This is a genomic window from Kitasatospora sp. NPDC004615, assembly GCF_042873545.1.
GTDB lineage: Bacteria > Actinomycetota > Actinomycetes > Streptomycetales > Streptomycetaceae > Kitasatospora.
Map to the genome: position 1 here is coordinate 80,772 of NZ_JBIALQ010000014.1, position 15,094 is coordinate 95,865.

Genomic DNA, 15,094 nt, shown 5'->3' on the forward strand with positions numbered 1-15,094 from the left:
CAATACGGATAGTGAACGGTCTCGTTCACTGTCGGGGACATTAGTCGGCGCCGATAGTGAACGCAACCGTCTTTTAGGGTGGATGACGATGGATCAGCCGGACCGGCGGCAATCGGCCGACGGCCCCGTGGAGGGAGCCCCGCTGCGCAGGCGCGGCAAGGCGCTGGAGGCCGCGATTTTCGAGGCCGCGCTCGACCAGCTCACGTCCGGCGGGTTCGCCCGGATGACGATGGAAGGCGTGGCCGGCGCCGCGCAGACCGGCAAGGCCGCGCTCTACCGGCGCTGGGCCTCCAAGGCGGACCTGGTGATGGACGCCCTGGTCGCCGTGATGCCGCCCCCCGCCGACATCCCCGACCTCGGCTCCGCGGAGGCCGAGCTGCGGCACGTCATCCAGGCCTACACCGCGGTGTTGAACTCCCGGACCGGTGCGGCCGTCCGCGCCCTGATGGGTGAACTGGACCACGAGCGCGCCGAGTTCTTCAAGGGCTTCATGCACGAGCGGGTGGTCGGACCGACCGCCGAGGGCATCCTCGGCATCCTGCGCCGCGGCGAGGCCCGGGGCGACGTCCGCCGGGGCGCGGCGGTGTCGATCGTCGCCGACGTGCTGCCGGCGATGCTGCTGTACCGCGCCAAGTTCTGCGCCGGGGTGTTCGACGACGAGTTCTGCGAGGACCTGCTCGGGCAGGTGCTGCTGCCGGCGATCAGGCCGTAACGCGGGCCGGGCGGGGGAGCGGGCTTGGACCGGTGGCGTGGCGTGGTGTGGCGTGGCGGGGCGGGGCGGGGCGGGGCGTGGCGGGTCCGGGCCCGGGCCGCCGGGCCCGGCTTGGGCGGCTGGGCTGTCCGGGCGGCGGCGTAGGCTGAAAGCAGCTGGGCGCGTCCTCGGGCGCGGCCCCGGCTGTCCCCCTGTCCAGTGAAGGAACCCCGATGCCGTACGACCCCCCGACCCACTCGGTCGAGCGCTCCCTGCGCCGGGCCGGAGCCCGCCTGGTGGTCGGGCTGGACGAGGTGGGCCGCGGCGCCTGGGCCGGGCCGGTCATGGTCGGTGCCGCCGTCACCGGCCTGCGCCGCCCGCCGGAGGGGCTCACCGACTCCAAGCTGCTCACCGAGCGGCGCCGGGAGGCGCTCGTCCCGATCCTGGAGGACTGGGTGACCGCCTATGCGATCGGCGCCGCCTCGTCCCAGGAGTGCGACGACCTCGGCATGACGGCCGCGCTGCGGCTGGCCGCCGTCCGCGCTCTGGAGGCGCTGCCGGTGCAGCCCGACGCGGTGATCCTGGACGGCAAGCACGACTACCTGGGCGGCCCGTGGCGGGTCCGTACGGTGATCAAGGGCGACCAGTCGTGCGTCTGCGTCTCCGCCGCCTCGGTGCTGGCCAAGGTCCGGCGGGACGCGCTGATGGCCGAACTCGGGGTGGACCACCCGGCGTTCGCGTTCGAGGAGAACGCCGGCTACCCCTCGCCGACCCACCGCGCCGCGCTGGAGGAGTTCGGGCCCACCGAGCACCATCGCCTGTCCTGGGCCTACATGGACGCCCTGCCGAAGTGGAGCCACCTCAAGCGGCAGCGGGTCCCGGTCGACACCGGCGAGCAGCTCTCGCTCGGTTTCTGAGCGCCCTCAGTGCCGCAACGCGCCCTCGGGCAGTCGCACAATCCGATGGTTCGCTGCGGCTGCCGGGTGCCCTCCGAGGGCTTTGGCGGCGACCGTGTCCGTCGATATTCGTCGATTCTGACGGTTCGTCAACATTCATCCACCCGTCACTCGGGCGTTGTCGCGTACCCGCGTTCCGGCGGCGACACTTTCAAGTGGTGGGGTGCCCGTGCGCATCCGACCGGCATTTGATAGGAATCCGGGTATGCCTGTCTTCCCCGAGGAGCCGGAGATTCACGAGACGATCCCGGGCCCCGGCGTTCCCCTTCCCCACAAGTCGGACGCACCTGCCCACCGTATGCCTTCCTCCACCGCCGTCGCCGCTCCGGTTCCGGGCCCTCGCCCCGGCCCGCCGCGTCCCGCACCGCCCCGTGCGGACCGGCCGATTCCCGGTCCGCGGCCCGCACCCCGACCCAAGCCCGGCCACGCGCCGCGCCCCGGTCGGCCGACCGTTCAACTCCTGCCCGTGGCTGCGGCCGAGGCGCTCGACCGCGCCGACGAGGCCGTCGACGCACTGCTGGAGTCCGGCCGCCGCCCCGGCGACGTGCTGGTCCTGACAGTCGGTGCCGCGCACCCCTGGCAGGAGCACGAGACGAGCTTCGGCGAGGAGCGCTACTGGGCTCAACTCGCCGACGGCGGCGACGTGTTCTACGCCGACGCCGGCACGGCCCGGACGCTGCGCCGCGACGTGGTGGTGCTGGTGGTCAACGAGAACCACCCGGAGCGGGTGGCCGCTGCGGCGCGCAAGGCGCTGGAGCGTGCCGCGAAGCTGCTGGTGGTCTGCGGCGAGACGGACACCGTCGCCCCGCTGTTCGCCTGACCGCTGGTTCGTCGGTCCGCCTGACCGCCGGTTCGTCGTGCCGGTCCGGCTCCGCCTGCGGGCGGGGTCGGACCGTTGCCGTGTCCTGGTTCCGTCGGGCCGTAACGCGGTTGTCCTGCGGTGCCGTTGGGGCTTTTGCTGCCGGGGCGCGTCGGGCTGCCTGCTTTGGTGAGCGGGTCACCGCGGGTGGACGACCGCTCAGCGGGCGGCGGTTCGACGGATCGCCCGGCTGTCGCGGCCGACCTCCAGGGCGCGGATCGCGTTCAGTGAGGTGACCGGGGCGACCGGTGGCTCCAAGGGCGCCGGCAGTGCGGGGTGTTCGGAGCCGGTGCCGGACGGGATGCGCGACGGCAGTTCGGTGACGGTGTGAATCGGGCCGAGCGCCCACGACCCGGCGTGCGGATTGCGCCCGCGCCGGCCGTCGCCGAGCGACTGCCAGCCGGCCGGGGTGAGCGTCAGGTACGAGCCGCAGCGCAGCCCGTGCAGCTCGGCGGCGGCGCGCAGCGCCCACATCCAGGCCCCGTCCTGCTCGGTCCAGTCCGGCCCGCCGTCCCGGCAGCGCAGCAGGACGGCGGTGCGGCTCGGGGATATCCGCCTCAGGTCGTGCGGGGTGACCCGGCGGAGGTGGCCGAGCAGGGCGTTGCGGTGGTCCCAGCCGTCGCTGAACTGCGGGCGGACGCCGAAGGAGGCCGACGCCACCACCCGATGCTCGGGGTCGAGTACCGCGACCACGGTGGTGCCGGGCTGCGGTAGGTGCCGCTGGTGAAGTTCGGTGACGAACTCTCGGGGTGTGCGAAGGAGGGGCACGCCGAGGCGCTCCCACTCCTGCAGCGTGATGGCCCGACGGCCGTCGTAGTGGGAAGGACCTCGGTCGATGCCGTTGATCACGATCCTCCTTCCCGTGCCCACGCTCCCGGAGGTGCGCGGGCGTACGCCGAAGGCCGGGTCCGACGGACCGGGCGCTGGATGCCTTCCAATTCTCGGGCGAGAGCCGCCGGGCGGCAATGATGAACTGACAAACGCCGCCCGGGACCCGCCTAATTGCCCGACATGTCCCAGCCCTGTCGTGCGGCCATTCGGCTGACCGATCGGTGAGCGGGGTGTGTATGGGTGGAGGCCGACCGGTGAACGGGGCCAGGCGTCCGGGCGTGCCGGAGTGCCAGGACCGGCGTCGAGCTCGGCCGAATCGTCCTCACCCCCGGATGGCCAGGACGAGTGGGAGCACCGCGGTGGCACCCGCCTGGCGGAGCAGATGAGCCGCGACCGTCAGCGTCCAGCCGGAATCCACCAGGTCGTCCACCAGTAGGACCGGGCCGGGAGTCGCGGCCAGTGTGTCGGCCAGGCCCGGCGAGAGTACGAGCGTTCCGGCGACCGAGCGCAGCCGCTGGGCGCTGTTGCTGCGCGGCCCGTGCGGGGGCTCCCCGGTGGCGTACTGGATTCGGCCGAGCAGTGGCATCCGGCCGATCGAGGCGAGGCCTCCGGCGAGATCGGACACCAACTGTGGTCGGGTGGAGGACTCCAGGGCGACCACGCCGATCGGGCGCTCCAGCCGGGTGCCGTCCGGACCGGCCGGTCCGGCCCAGCCGCCCGGGCCGCGCGCCCAGTCCGCGACCACACCGACGACGGCGTCCAGCACCTCGCGCGGCAGCGGGCCGTCCGGGGAGCGCTCGTCGAGCAGCGTGCGAAGCCGGGTGCCCCAGCCGATGTCGGAGAGCCGGCCGAGGGCGCGCCCCGGCTCGGCCTGCTGGGTGGGAGGGATGCGGCCACGCAGCGGGACACCGAGGGACTCCATGCCGGTCGGCCACATTCGCCGGGTCTCGAAGGAGACCCCGGGCCGGCCGAGGGCGGCGCGGGCCGCGCCGGTGGCTTCGGCCGACACCTCGGTGGAGTGCTGGGCATGGGTGCACCGGTCGCAGCGCCCGCACGGGGCTGCCTCCGGGTCGTCGAGCTGGCGGCGCAGGAACTCCATCCGGCAGCCCTCGGTCGCGATGTAGTCCCGCATCGCCTGCTGTTCGGCCGCGCGGGCCCGGGCGACCTTGGCGTACCGCTCGCCGTCGTACCGCCACTGCTCGCCGGTGGACTCCCAGCCGCCGCGTACCCGGCGGACCGCGCCGTCCACGTCGAGCACCTTGAGCATGATCTCCAGCCGGGAGCGACGGAGGTCGACAGAGGTCTCCAGCGCCGCCGTGGAGAGCGGGCGGCCGGCCTCGGCCAGCGCGGCCAGGGTGCGGCGGACCTGCTCCTCGGCGGGGAAGCCGATGGAGGCGAAGTACCGCCAGATCGCCTCGTCCTCCCGGCCCGGGAGCAGCAGCACCTCGGCACGGTCGACGCCACGGCCAGCGCGGCCGACCTGCTGGTAGTAGGCGATGGGAGAACTCGGCGAGCCGAGGTGGACCACGAAGCCGAGATCCGGCTTGTCGAAGCCCATGCCGAGCGCGGAGGTGGCGACCAGGGCCTTGACCCGGTTGGCCAGCAGGGCGGCCTCGGCCTCGCGGCGCTCGGCGTCCTCGGTCCGGCCGGAGTAGGAGGCGACCGGGTAGCCGCGCTCGCGCAGGAACTCGGTGACCTCCTCGGCGGCGGCGACCGTCAGGGTGTAGATGATGCCGGAGCCGGGGAGATCGGCCAGGTGGTCGGCGAGCCAGGCCAGCCGGTGCGCCGGGTCGGGCAGCGAGAGCACCGAGAGGCTGAGGCTCTCCCGGTCCAGCGGGCCGCGCAGCACCAGGGCCTGCGCGTCACCGGCGCCGGTGCCGAGCTGCTCGGCCACATCCGCGGTGACCCGGGCGTTCGCGGTCGCCGTGGTCGCCAGCACCGGGACGCCGGGGGAGAGCTCGGCGAGCATGGTGCGCAGCCGTCGGTAGTCGGGCCGGAAGTCGTGGCCCCAGTCGGAGATGCAGTGCGCCTCGTCCACCACCAGCAGGCCGGTGGAGGCGGCGAGCTTGGGCAGGACCTGATCGCGGAAGTCGGGGTTGTTGAGCCGCTCCGGGCTGACCAGCAGGACATCGACCCGGCTGTCGGCGACCTCCTGCTGGATCTCCTCCCACTCCTCCGGGTTGGCCGAGTTGATCGTCCGGGCGTGGATGCCCGCCCGGGCGGCCGATTCGACCTGATTGCGCATCAGCGCCAGCAGCGGCGAGACGATCACCGTCGGGCCGGCCCCGCGCGCGCGGAGCAGCGCTGTGGCGATGAAGTAGACGGCGGACTTGCCCCATCCGGTGCGCTGCACCACCAGGGCGCGGCGACTGTCCACCACCAGGGCCTCGATGGCTTTCCACTGGTCCTCGCGCAGCGTCGTGGAGGGCCCCGCGAGGCTGTGCAGCACGGCTTCCGCGGCGGCCCGGACGGCTTCGCGGTCGGCTGGGGTGGTCGGATGGAGTTCGCGCGTCTGCATGAGGTCATGGATACCGCGCTTCACGGACGGACCGCGAATGGGAGGCTGTGGACAACCTGGCTCTAATCGGGTGATATGACGTCAGAGTGTCCTGTTCGGGCCGGAATTGTCCGCCATCAGGGGTAGCTAATGCTGAACCCCCCGGTTTATCCACAGGGCGAATGAAATATCCGCAGTGGTGGCGGAATCGGGTCCAGGCTTTCCGCCATGACCGCAGACGACCGCACCACCAAGCCCTCCTCGCGCCCCGGCCACCTCCCGGTCCGGCTGCGCGGCCCCGCCGACATGGCGGAGATGCTCCCCTACCTGCTGGGTTTCTTCCCCGATGACAGCATCGTCGCGGTGGGCCTGCAGGGCCCCGCGCTCGATCAGGGCGGAGTGATCCGGATCGACATTCCGGCCGATCCGGAATCCTGGGAGCGCACCGCCGAAGAATCCGCCCGGCTGCTGGTCGAGCTGTCCGAGCAGCGCGACCGCCGCCCCGTCCAAGTCCTGCTGTACCTGTGCCGGGATCCCGCCGACGGCACGCCAGTGTCCGAGGGGCGGCAGGCCGTACTGGCGGAGCTCCGCCCACTGGCGGCCGCACTCACCAGTGCCTTCCAAGGCGAGCAGGTGATCGTCAAGGAGTCGCTGTGCGTCTCTGCGGGCCGCTGGTGGTCCTTCCTGTGCACCGGAGTCGACTGCTGTCCGCCGGACGGCACTCCGGTCCGTGCCGCCCACGAGCCCAGTCCGCTCGCCGCCGCGGCCACCTTCGCGGGCCTCGCCCCGAGGGGCAGCCGCAAGGCGATCGTGGCCGGCCTCGCCCCGGTGGGCCCGCCGCTCTGCGAGGTGCAGCGCCGCGCCCTGGAAGACGCCGGGCCGCCGTTCATCCGTGAGCTGGCCGGCCCCGGCGGCCGCCATACGGCGGTCGAGCGCACCGACGAGCTGCTGGCCAGCGCGATGGCCGAGTTCCGCAGCGGCGCCCGGGAGCTCGACACCAGACGGACGGCCCGCCTGCTGATCGGCCTGCAGGACAAACTCGGCCGCGATCGCGCTGCCGAGTACGCCGAACCGCACGAACTCGCCACCGCCCAGAAGCTGTGGCGCTACCTCATCCAGCGCTGCGTCGACCCGTTCGAACACCTCGCCGCCCCGCCGATGACACTGCTGGCCTGGACGTCCTGGCTGGCCGGAGACCCCGCCACGGCGAGGGTCGTACTGGCCAGGGCACTGGAACTGGACGCGGGCTACACCCTTGCCCAACTGCTCTACGAATCACTGAACTCCGGCCTCGCCGCGGAGGCACTGCTCCAGGTGGTCCGGAGCGAACGCAGCACCCGGCTGCGCGGGGCGGCGAGCCGCCGGCACCCAGAGCTCCTGCCGCCCGCCGGGCCGTCGGGAGCCGAACGGCCCGGCGGTCCCTCGCGGGCGTCCGCCGCCCCGCCCGGGCCCCCGCCCCGGTCCGGCGCCGAGCCGACGAAAGCCGTCAGGGCAGGCCAGGGCGGATCCGGGCCGGACCGCGCGGGCGCCGAGCCCGGGCCGGGCCACGCCGAGCCGGGCGAGGACGGCAGCCCAGGCGGCGGCCGGTCGACAATCTCGCCCGACGCCGCGTCAGCCGAGGTCCGCCGGCCGGGCGGCGAGCACCGATCCTGCCCGCTGCGGGCCGCGTCGCCGCGAATCCCCAGGCCCCGCAGCAGGGCATTCCGACACCAGCAGTCCACCGGAGGCTGACATGTGTACGCTCATCCCCCGGCCGCGGGGCGAACGGCTAGACCTCGCCGCGCGCCATCCGCATCAGGCGGTCCAGCACCCGGCGGCCACTCACCCGCACCCCGTCGTGCTCCCACTCGTTGGTGATCCACGTCCGCACACCGGCCACCGCATCCGCGGTTTCCAGCGAATGCGCCGTGTCCACGTACATGTCGTCGTGGTACACCGCCGCGTACACCGGCACCTGGTTCGAAGCCAGGCGCTGCGGGTCGTACAGGTCGGGCCACTCGGTGCGCTCGGCCAGCAGCTGCGCCGTCTCGCGCAGCGGCCGCAGCGACGGGTCGGTCTCGAACATCCAGGGGTAGATCATCTCGCCGGTGAGCAGTACCGGCCCGTCCCCGGCCAGCGCTGCCGCGGCGTCGAACTCGGGAAACTCCTTGCGCACCCGCTCCGCCGACCAGTCGGTGGCCCCGGCGTCGACCGAGCGCTGCCCGTAGATCGACTCGTGCAGCACGGCGTACAGCGGCCCCTGGGCGAAGGACAGCTGCACCTGCGCGCCCGCCAGGAAGGTGTCGGACAGCTCCGGCCCGTCCGCCCCCTCCACCCAGGCCTCCTCCAGCAGATAGTGCAGGACGTAGGAGCCGGTGCCGCTGCCCAGCATCATGCCCAGCGCCTGGAAGGCCTCGACGGTGAGGACCCCACCGTCCGGCAGAGGCGCGGGCTGTTCGATCAGGTGCGCCGCGATTCGCCGTACCGCCGCCACGTCCTGGGGGAAGCGCGCGTAGTGCCCGGCGTTCTTGCGGGCGACCCGCGGGTATGCCGCGCGGTAGACCTCGTCCGCCGAGCGGCGAAGGCCGGCCAGCCCGCCGGTGACGAACGCCTCTCGCAGGCCCTCCGGGGCCAGCGAGAGGTAGGTGAGGGTGCAGAAGCCGCCGAAGCTCTGCCCCAGCAGGCTCCATCGACCGTCCTCGCCCAGCAGCTGGCGGCGGATCAGCTCGGCGTCCCGGACGATCGAGTCGGCACGGAAGTGCGCCAGGTAGTCGGCCTGCTGCCGGGCGTCGCCGCGCCGGGCCAGGGTCTGCCGGTTGGCGGGCGTGGAGCGGCCGGTGCCGCGCTGGTCCAGCAGCAGCACCCGGTGGTCGTCGAGCGCCCGGTCCAGCCAGCCGTCCCGGCCGAGCGGCCGATTGGCCTTTCCACCCGGGCCGCCCTGCAAGTAGAGCAGCCAAGGAAGTTCGTCGTGCTCGCGTCCGGCGGCCACCACCTCGCGGGCGTAGACCTTGATCGCTTCGCCGCCCGGAGCTCCGTGGTCCAGCGGCACCCGGAAGACATGATCCGTGGCGACGATCCCGGGGATGCGGCTGAGGGAGGACATGCAACTCCTAGATGTGAGCTGGTCACAGGCTGGTTGCGGCGCCGGTCACCGAGGTCACCAGGGGTTCCGTCGCCGTGCTCGCACCGTATCCTGACGGCGGACAGGAGCCGCCCGGGGGCGGCCGCCACGTGCGGAGAACCCCGAACGGCGCCACGACACAGCGGGCACCCTGGGTGCCGGCCGCAGACTGCCGAAGGACCGACGGCGCGTGGCCGCATTCGACCGGAGGTCCGCCGGACAGGCGTGACCTCGGGCAGGTGTACGGCGTTCAACCTGCGGAACGCCGCAACCAGAACCGGCACCGCCGGGCCAGTAGCGGCCAGGGCGACCGTGTCGGGCACGGGTCACGCGTCGCTCGACCCGGCGCGACCGGGCCACGCGCGACCCTGGCGTCCGGGCCGGGACACCACCCCGGTCGGGGCGGAGCACCGGCGATCCGGTCCCGCCCAGGTCAGAGCCGCGTGTTCCGGCGGCAGAGCAGCACAGTCCGCGATCGAGCACGCTCGCGGCCGGCCGGGCCCGCAGCCGTCGGCCGGTCGAGGGGAGGAGAGCCTGGTGACCGATTCAAGGCCACCCCACGCAGCGTCCCACCCGCTGCCGCCCACCAACCCGCCCGCACCGGGCGGCGCTTCGGCACCCATCGGAGCAGCGGCTCCCCCCATGCCCCCACACTTGGCCGGCCCACCGAGTCCGCGCCGGGCCACACCCCCGTACGGCACGCCCACCGGCGCCCCGGCACCCACCGGCCACGTCCCCGGGACGCCCGGCGCTAGCCCGGCATCCGCCACCCCCGCGTACGGCACGCCGCTCGCGGGTGCCGCCGTCCAGCAGCACGGAGCCCCGCTCAGCACGCCGCCGTACGGCACTCCCACCACGCCCACGCCCTACGCACCGGGGGCCACCCCGCCGCACGGCACGCTCACCACGCCCACGCCGTACGCGCCGGGGGCCACCCCGCCGTACGGCACTCCCACCCCGCCGTACGGCACCCCGACCCGGCCGGGCCCGGGCGTGACGGCCCCGGGGCGTGGCGTGGCGGGCGCACGCTCGGAGCAGGTGGCCGGTGCGGCCGCTCCAGGGGCGGCCCGCCAGCCGGCTCCGGCGGCGGTGCCACGACCGCAGCCCTCGGCGGCGCACGACGTCCTGTGCGTCAATGCCCCGGGCATGGCAGCCTCCGGCCCGGACGGGCAGCTTCGGGGCCAGAGCCTGCACGGCTTCTTCCGGCACGGCGTGCGCACCCTGGCCAGGATGGAGCTGCGCCTCGGTGGCGTGGAGCCGCTCCCGCTCCAGGGCACCCTGACGTCCGCGGCGGCGGCTCGGTTCCTCGGCTCGGTCCGGGTGCCGGGCGATCTCGACCCGGATCCGGCGCTGACGGTCGAACGGCTGCGGCACGCCGACGGCGCGGAGACCGTGACGGTCCGGAACACCGGTGCCCGACCGGCCCGCCTCCCACTGGAGATCGCCCTGGGTACCGACCTGGGCCAGCTCACCGACATCGCGGCGGGCCGGCGCTCGGCCGACCTGCCGGGCCAGGTCCAGTCCTCGGGCCTGCGCTGGGCCGGGCAGGGCCGCGCGGCCACCGTCAGCGCCCGCCCGTCGCCGCACGCGGTGCTGGCCGGCGCGGGTGTGCTCCGGTGGGATCTGGACATCCAGCCAGGGGCCCGATGGTCGGTGGACCTGCAGGTGGAGCTGGAGGCTCCATCGACCGGTCGTCCACCGACGGGGCGCGGCCCGGGTGTGCCGCTGCCGTGGTCCGAGCCGGAGGTCCGGGCCGACGACCGCCGTGCCACACGCCTGGTCGGCCGCGCCCTCGACACGCTGAGCGGGCTGCTGCTCGCCGACGCGGACCGTCCGACCGACCTCTACACCGCCTCGGGCGCCCCCTGGCGTTTCGGCCTCACCGCCGCCGACGCGCTCTGGGCGGCCCGGATGACGCTGCCGCTCGGCACCCGGCTCGCTGCCGGAACGCTCCGCGCGACGGCCCGCCGCCAGCACCTCGCGCCCCAGCCATCGACAGGCGCCGCACGCCCGGCCGAAAGTGGCGCTGCCGACGGGGCGTCGTCCAGCCCATCGGCGGTCGGTTCGTCGCCGGCCGTCGCCGCCGCGCCGGGCGGCGCACCGGCAGCGCAGCCTGCCGCTGTGCAGGGCGCGGGCAGCGTGTCCGCCCCGGCCACTGACAGTGGTGCGGCGGCGCAGGCGATGGACGGCGTGATCCCCGGGCCGCTGCGGCACGGAGGCCCGGAGCTGCCGGCGAGCTGCACGGCCACGGAGGCGACGCTGCTGTTCGTCACCGTGCTGGCAGAGGCCTGGCGTTGGGGCATGCCCCGGGCCGAGGTCGCCGAGTTGCTGCCCGCCGCGGAGCGCGCCCTCGGGGCGTTGCGGGCCGCAGTGGCGGAGGGGCCGGACGGGCCGGTCGGCTTCGTCACCGACCTCGGTCGCCCGGCGGAGGAGCGGGCCGCGCGGCCAGGTCCGGCCAGGTGCGAAGTCCAGGCGCAGGCGCACCGCGCGGCGCTCCAAGGGGCGGACCTGCTGGAGGCGTTCGACCGTCCCGGAGCGGCGGAGTGGCGGGCCTGGGCAGCTGAGCTGAGGGAACGGTTCCGCGAGCAGTTCTGGATCGACGACCTGTCAGGCGGTCGGCCGGCAGCCGCATTGCTGGCCCCGGACCGGCCGGTGCCGGCCCTCGCCTCAACTCTGGTCCACCTCTTCGACGTCGGACTCGGCGTCGAGGGCGAGCTGCACGAGGGCCTGCTCGACCGGGAGCAGACCAGGTTGCTCGCCCAGCGGCTGGTGACGCCCGAACTCGACTGCGGGTGGGGCCTGCGGACGTTGAGCGCGAAGTCCCCACGGTTCAACCCGCTCGGCCACCGCAGCGGCGTGGTCCGGGTGCAGGAGACCGCGCTCGCGGTGAGCGGGCTGGTGGACGCCGGATTCGAGCGGGAGGCCGAGATTCTGCTGGAAGGCCTGTTGGAGGCGTCCGCGCACTTCGAGTACCGGCTGCCGGAGATGTACGCGGGCGAGCAGAAGGTCGCCGACTGCCCGCCGGTGCCGCACCCGGCGGCCTGCCGTCCGGCCGCCATGTCGGCGGCCGCGGCCGTCCACCTGGTGCTCTCACTGGCCGGAGTCCGGCCCGACGTCCCCTCAGGGCGGGTGGCCACCCACCCGGCGAGCACCGCGCCCCTGGGCGCATTGGAACTGACCGGCCTGCGGGTGGCCGGCGAGCCGTTCTCGGTTCGGGTCAGCAGGATCGGCGTCGCGGTGGTGGAAGAGGCGCCGTCGTTCCTGCAGTTGGCCGCCGGCTGACGGTCCGCGGGGCGGTCCAGGAGGCGGGAGAGAAGACGGGAAGGACGGGAGAAGGACAAGAGAAAGGCGCGGGAAAGGGGACGGGAAAAGGCCGTGGTCTGTGATTATCGTCAGAGAGACGACTAAGATCGGCGACATGTCGCGTTATGACCCGTCGGCCTTCCCCCCGTTCGCAGTCACGGTTGACCTGGTGGTGCTGACGGTGCGCGACCATGAGCTGTGCGCCCTGCTGGTGAAGCGTGGTGAGGCGCCGTTCCAGGGCTACTGGGCGCTGCCCGGCGGGTTCGTGCGGCCGGACGAGGGCTTGGCCGAGGCGGCGTCCCGGGAGCTGGCGGAGGAGACCGGGCTGAGGGCGCAGTCCGCACCGGGCCAAGTCCTGGCGGGGCAGAACCCGTTCGGGGCGCACCTGGAGCAACTGGCCACCTACGGACACCCGCAGCGCGACCCCCGGATGAGGGTGGTGAGCGTCGCGTACCTGGTGCTCGCCCCGGACCTGCCGTCGCCCCGTGCGGGCGGCGACGCCAGCAGCGCCCGGTGGGCACCGGTCAGTGAACTGTTCGGCGTCGACGGCAACGACGGTGAACTGCTGGCCTTCGACCACGGCCAGATCCTGGCGGACGGCGTGGAGCGGGCCAGGTCGAAGATCGAGTACTCCTCGCTGGCAACGGCCTTCTGCCCGCCGGAGTTCACCGTCGGCGAGCTGCGCCGGGTGTACGAGGCGGTCTGGGGCGTGGTGTTGGACCCGCGGAACTTCCACCGCAAGGTCACCGGCACCCCGGGCTTCCTGCTGCCCTCCGGCGGCACGACGACCCGTCAAGGCGGGCGCCCCGCACAGCTGTTCACCGCGGGCGGGGCGACCGTCCTCAATCCGCCGATGCTCCGCCCCGAGGCCTGACGCCCGACCCTGGCGAGATCGTGGCCGCCGTCGCAGAGGGGAGGGCTCGGCGAGACGAGGTGGGCCAGTTCCCTTGTGGTGGTGGGGTGGTGGCGATCCGTAAGTAAATCGTCAGTGGCGCGAGTGCGCTGTCCCCTGTTCGGGTGAGCTCGGCGCTAACACCGTCAACGATCCATCCGGAATGCCTGGTTTCACCGCTTCCGCGTCCTACTGTGCAGGCTCAGGCCTGGCGGACGAACCCCGGTCTGTCGGCGGGCGAGGGAGCGGGCGGCGATGATCCAAATCACCGGACTGACCAAGAAATACCGAAGGGGCCACCCCCCAGCGGTGCTGGACCTGACCTTCGACGCCCGTCCAGGGATGATCACCACGGTGCTGGGGGAGGAAGGGGCGGGCAAGTCCACCGCTTTCCGGCTGATGGTGGAGCTCGAACGCGGCCACGGCCTCACCCTGTTCGACGGCCGCACCTACCGGCGGATCCGGCGACCGGAGCGGGAGATCGGCACGCTGCTGCCGTCCGGCAGGCCGGAGGCCGGACATCCGGGGCAGCGGGCCCGGGCGCACCTGCGGATGCTGGCGGGGGCGGTCGGGGTTTCGGCACGTCGGGCCGACGACCTGTTGGAGCAGGTCCGCCTCGCCCCTGTCGCCGACCACCGGATCGGCACCTTCTCGCCCGGAATGCACCGCCGGCTCGCCCTGGCCGCCGCCCTGCTCGGCGACCCGGCGACGCTGCTGCTGGATGCCCCGGCCGAGGGCCTGTCTCCGCGCAGCGAGGAGTGGTTGCACGGCTTCCTACGCTCCTTCGCGCTGACGGGCGGCACCGTTCTGATGTCCACCCGCAGCCCGGAGACGGCCGCCGTGCTCGCCGACCGGGTGGTCACCCTGGACGCTGGCAGGCTGGCCGCCGACCAGCCCGTGGTGGAGTTCCGCCGCAGTCGGCTGCACCCCGAAGTCCTGGTCCGGGGCCCGCAGATGGCCCGTCTCGCGGACCTGCTGGTCGCCCAAGGTGCGCAGGTCCGGCGGGAGGGCGGTGTCGGTCTCGCGGTGAGCGGGGTCGGTCGCACCGAGATCGGCGAACTCGCCTACCGCAACGGTGTCCTGCTGCACGAGTTGGCCGACCGGGTGGTGCAGCGTTCGATCTCCTTCCCGGCCGCCCTGCCCAGCGGATCGGGCCACTCCGGCCAGGTCGCGATCCGGCCGGCCTGGCAGAGCCCGGTCCGGCAAAGCACCGGCGGGCAGGCCCAGATCGCCCCCGCCGCCCCGAGGCCCGCCACCGTCGGCCGCCCGGCCACCGGCCCGGACGCCGAGCGAACCATCGAGCACCGCGCCCTCGGCCATCGCGGCCTCCAGGCCGGCCGTTGGGCCGCCGCCGCCCTCGCGCCCGACCCGGCGGCCCCGACCGATCCGGCGGCCCTGACCGCCCCGACGGCCCCCGAGGCGACGCCCGCAGCCCCGACGCCCCCGGCCGAGCCGCCCGTTGTCGACCTCACCCGCCGGACGCCCCGCGGCGCCTCCGCGCTCCGCCGAGTACGCACCGAGCAGCCGGTCTCCGAACACCTGGAGCAGCCCGCCGGAAACGCTCCCGAGCCCGCAGCGACCCGGCCCGGCCCGACGCCCGCAGCGTCCACGCCGATCGTGCTCGAGGCCGACCAGTTGGCCGCCAACCCGACCGACGCCGAGTTGCTGACTCCCGCCCGGATCAGGGGAGTTGGCCACGGTTCCACTCCGGCGCAAGCCCAGGGGCCGGTGCCCGCACAGGAGCAGGACCGGGCGCAGGTGCGTCTCCGGCCGGTCCACGCCACCGAGTTGCGGTCGGCCGGGTCGGCCGGGTCGGCCGGGCCGGTCGGGCCGGTCGGGCCGGTCGGGTCGGCGGCGGCGGGTCGGGCGCAGGTGCCGGCGGGCGAGGGCGGGGCAAGTGCGGTGCGCAGGCGTGCCGTCGGTGACGAGAACGGGAGTGAGTGACGGTGCGGTTGCTGGCTTGTG

10 protein-coding genes are annotated in these 15,094 nt (G+C 74.1%); 7 read left to right on the forward strand and 3 right to left on the reverse strand.

What is annotated here, in order from left to right; genetic code table 11:
- Positions 1-88: 88 nt before the first annotated feature.
- From ACFYS8_RS34035 to ACFYS8_RS34045, 3 genes are all read left to right on the forward strand, one after another.
- Positions 89-712, forward strand: coding sequence for a TetR/AcrR family transcriptional regulator (locus ACFYS8_RS34035; protein ID WP_387648818.1), 624 nt, complete (start codon positions 89-91; stop codon positions 710-712).
- Positions 713-924: 212 nt separating this feature from the next.
- On the forward strand, positions 925-1,608 hold the full coding sequence (locus ACFYS8_RS34040) for a ribonuclease HII (RefSeq protein ID WP_387648821.1): 684 nt from the start codon (positions 925-927) through the stop codon (positions 1,606-1,608).
- 505 nt (positions 1,609-2,113) lie between these two features.
- On the forward strand, positions 2,114-2,467 hold the full coding sequence (locus ACFYS8_RS34045) for a hypothetical protein (protein ID WP_387648823.1): 354 nt from the start codon (positions 2,114-2,116) through the stop codon (positions 2,465-2,467).
- Between the two features lie 198 nt (positions 2,468-2,665).
- On the opposite strand, the gene ACFYS8_RS34050 is transcribed toward ACFYS8_RS34045, so the two are convergent.
- Together ACFYS8_RS34050 and ACFYS8_RS34055 are read right to left on the reverse strand one after the other, a co-directional pair.
- Positions 2,666-3,352, reverse strand: a complete 687-nt coding sequence (locus ACFYS8_RS34050; RefSeq protein WP_387648937.1) for a hypothetical protein — start codon at positions 3,350-3,352, stop codon at positions 2,666-2,668.
- 307 nt (positions 3,353-3,659) lie between these two features.
- Positions 3,660-5,855 carry a RecQ family ATP-dependent DNA helicase gene (locus ACFYS8_RS34055; protein ID WP_387648824.1) on the reverse strand — a complete coding sequence of 732 codons (2,196 nt, stop codon included), beginning with the start codon at positions 5,853-5,855 and terminating at the stop codon, positions 3,660-3,662.
- A gap of 207 nt (positions 5,856-6,062) precedes the next feature.
- On the opposite strand from ACFYS8_RS34055, the gene ACFYS8_RS34060 reads away from it, so the two are divergent.
- Positions 6,063-7,565, forward strand: a complete 1,503-nt coding sequence (locus tag ACFYS8_RS34060) for a DUF4192 domain-containing protein (protein ID WP_387648827.1) — start codon at positions 6,063-6,065, stop codon at positions 7,563-7,565.
- A 37-nt stretch (positions 7,566-7,602) separates the two neighbouring features.
- Here the strand turns inward: ACFYS8_RS34060 and ACFYS8_RS34065 are convergent, their stop codons facing one another.
- Positions 7,603-8,916, reverse strand: a complete 1,314-nt coding sequence (locus ACFYS8_RS34065) for an alpha/beta fold hydrolase (RefSeq protein ID WP_387648829.1) — start codon at positions 8,914-8,916, stop codon at positions 7,603-7,605.
- A gap of 660 nt (positions 8,917-9,576) precedes the next feature.
- On the opposite strand from ACFYS8_RS34065, the gene ACFYS8_RS34070 reads away from it, so the two are divergent.
- From ACFYS8_RS34070 to ACFYS8_RS34080, 3 genes are all read left to right on the forward strand, one after another.
- Positions 9,577-12,216 carry a glycogen debranching N-terminal domain-containing protein gene (locus ACFYS8_RS34070; RefSeq protein WP_387648831.1) on the forward strand — a complete coding sequence of 880 codons (2,640 nt, stop codon included), beginning with the start codon at positions 9,577-9,579 and terminating at the stop codon, positions 12,214-12,216.
- A 136-nt stretch (positions 12,217-12,352) separates the two neighbouring features.
- Positions 12,353-13,111, forward strand: a complete 759-nt coding sequence (locus ACFYS8_RS34075; protein WP_380486908.1) for an NUDIX domain-containing protein — start codon at positions 12,353-12,355, stop codon at positions 13,109-13,111.
- A 327-nt stretch (positions 13,112-13,438) separates the two neighbouring features.
- Complete coding sequence (locus ACFYS8_RS34080; RefSeq protein WP_387648834.1) at positions 13,439-15,073, forward strand: ATP-binding cassette domain-containing protein; 1,635 nt, start codon at positions 13,439-13,441, stop codon at positions 15,071-15,073.
- Positions 15,074-15,094: the final 21 nt, after the last annotated feature.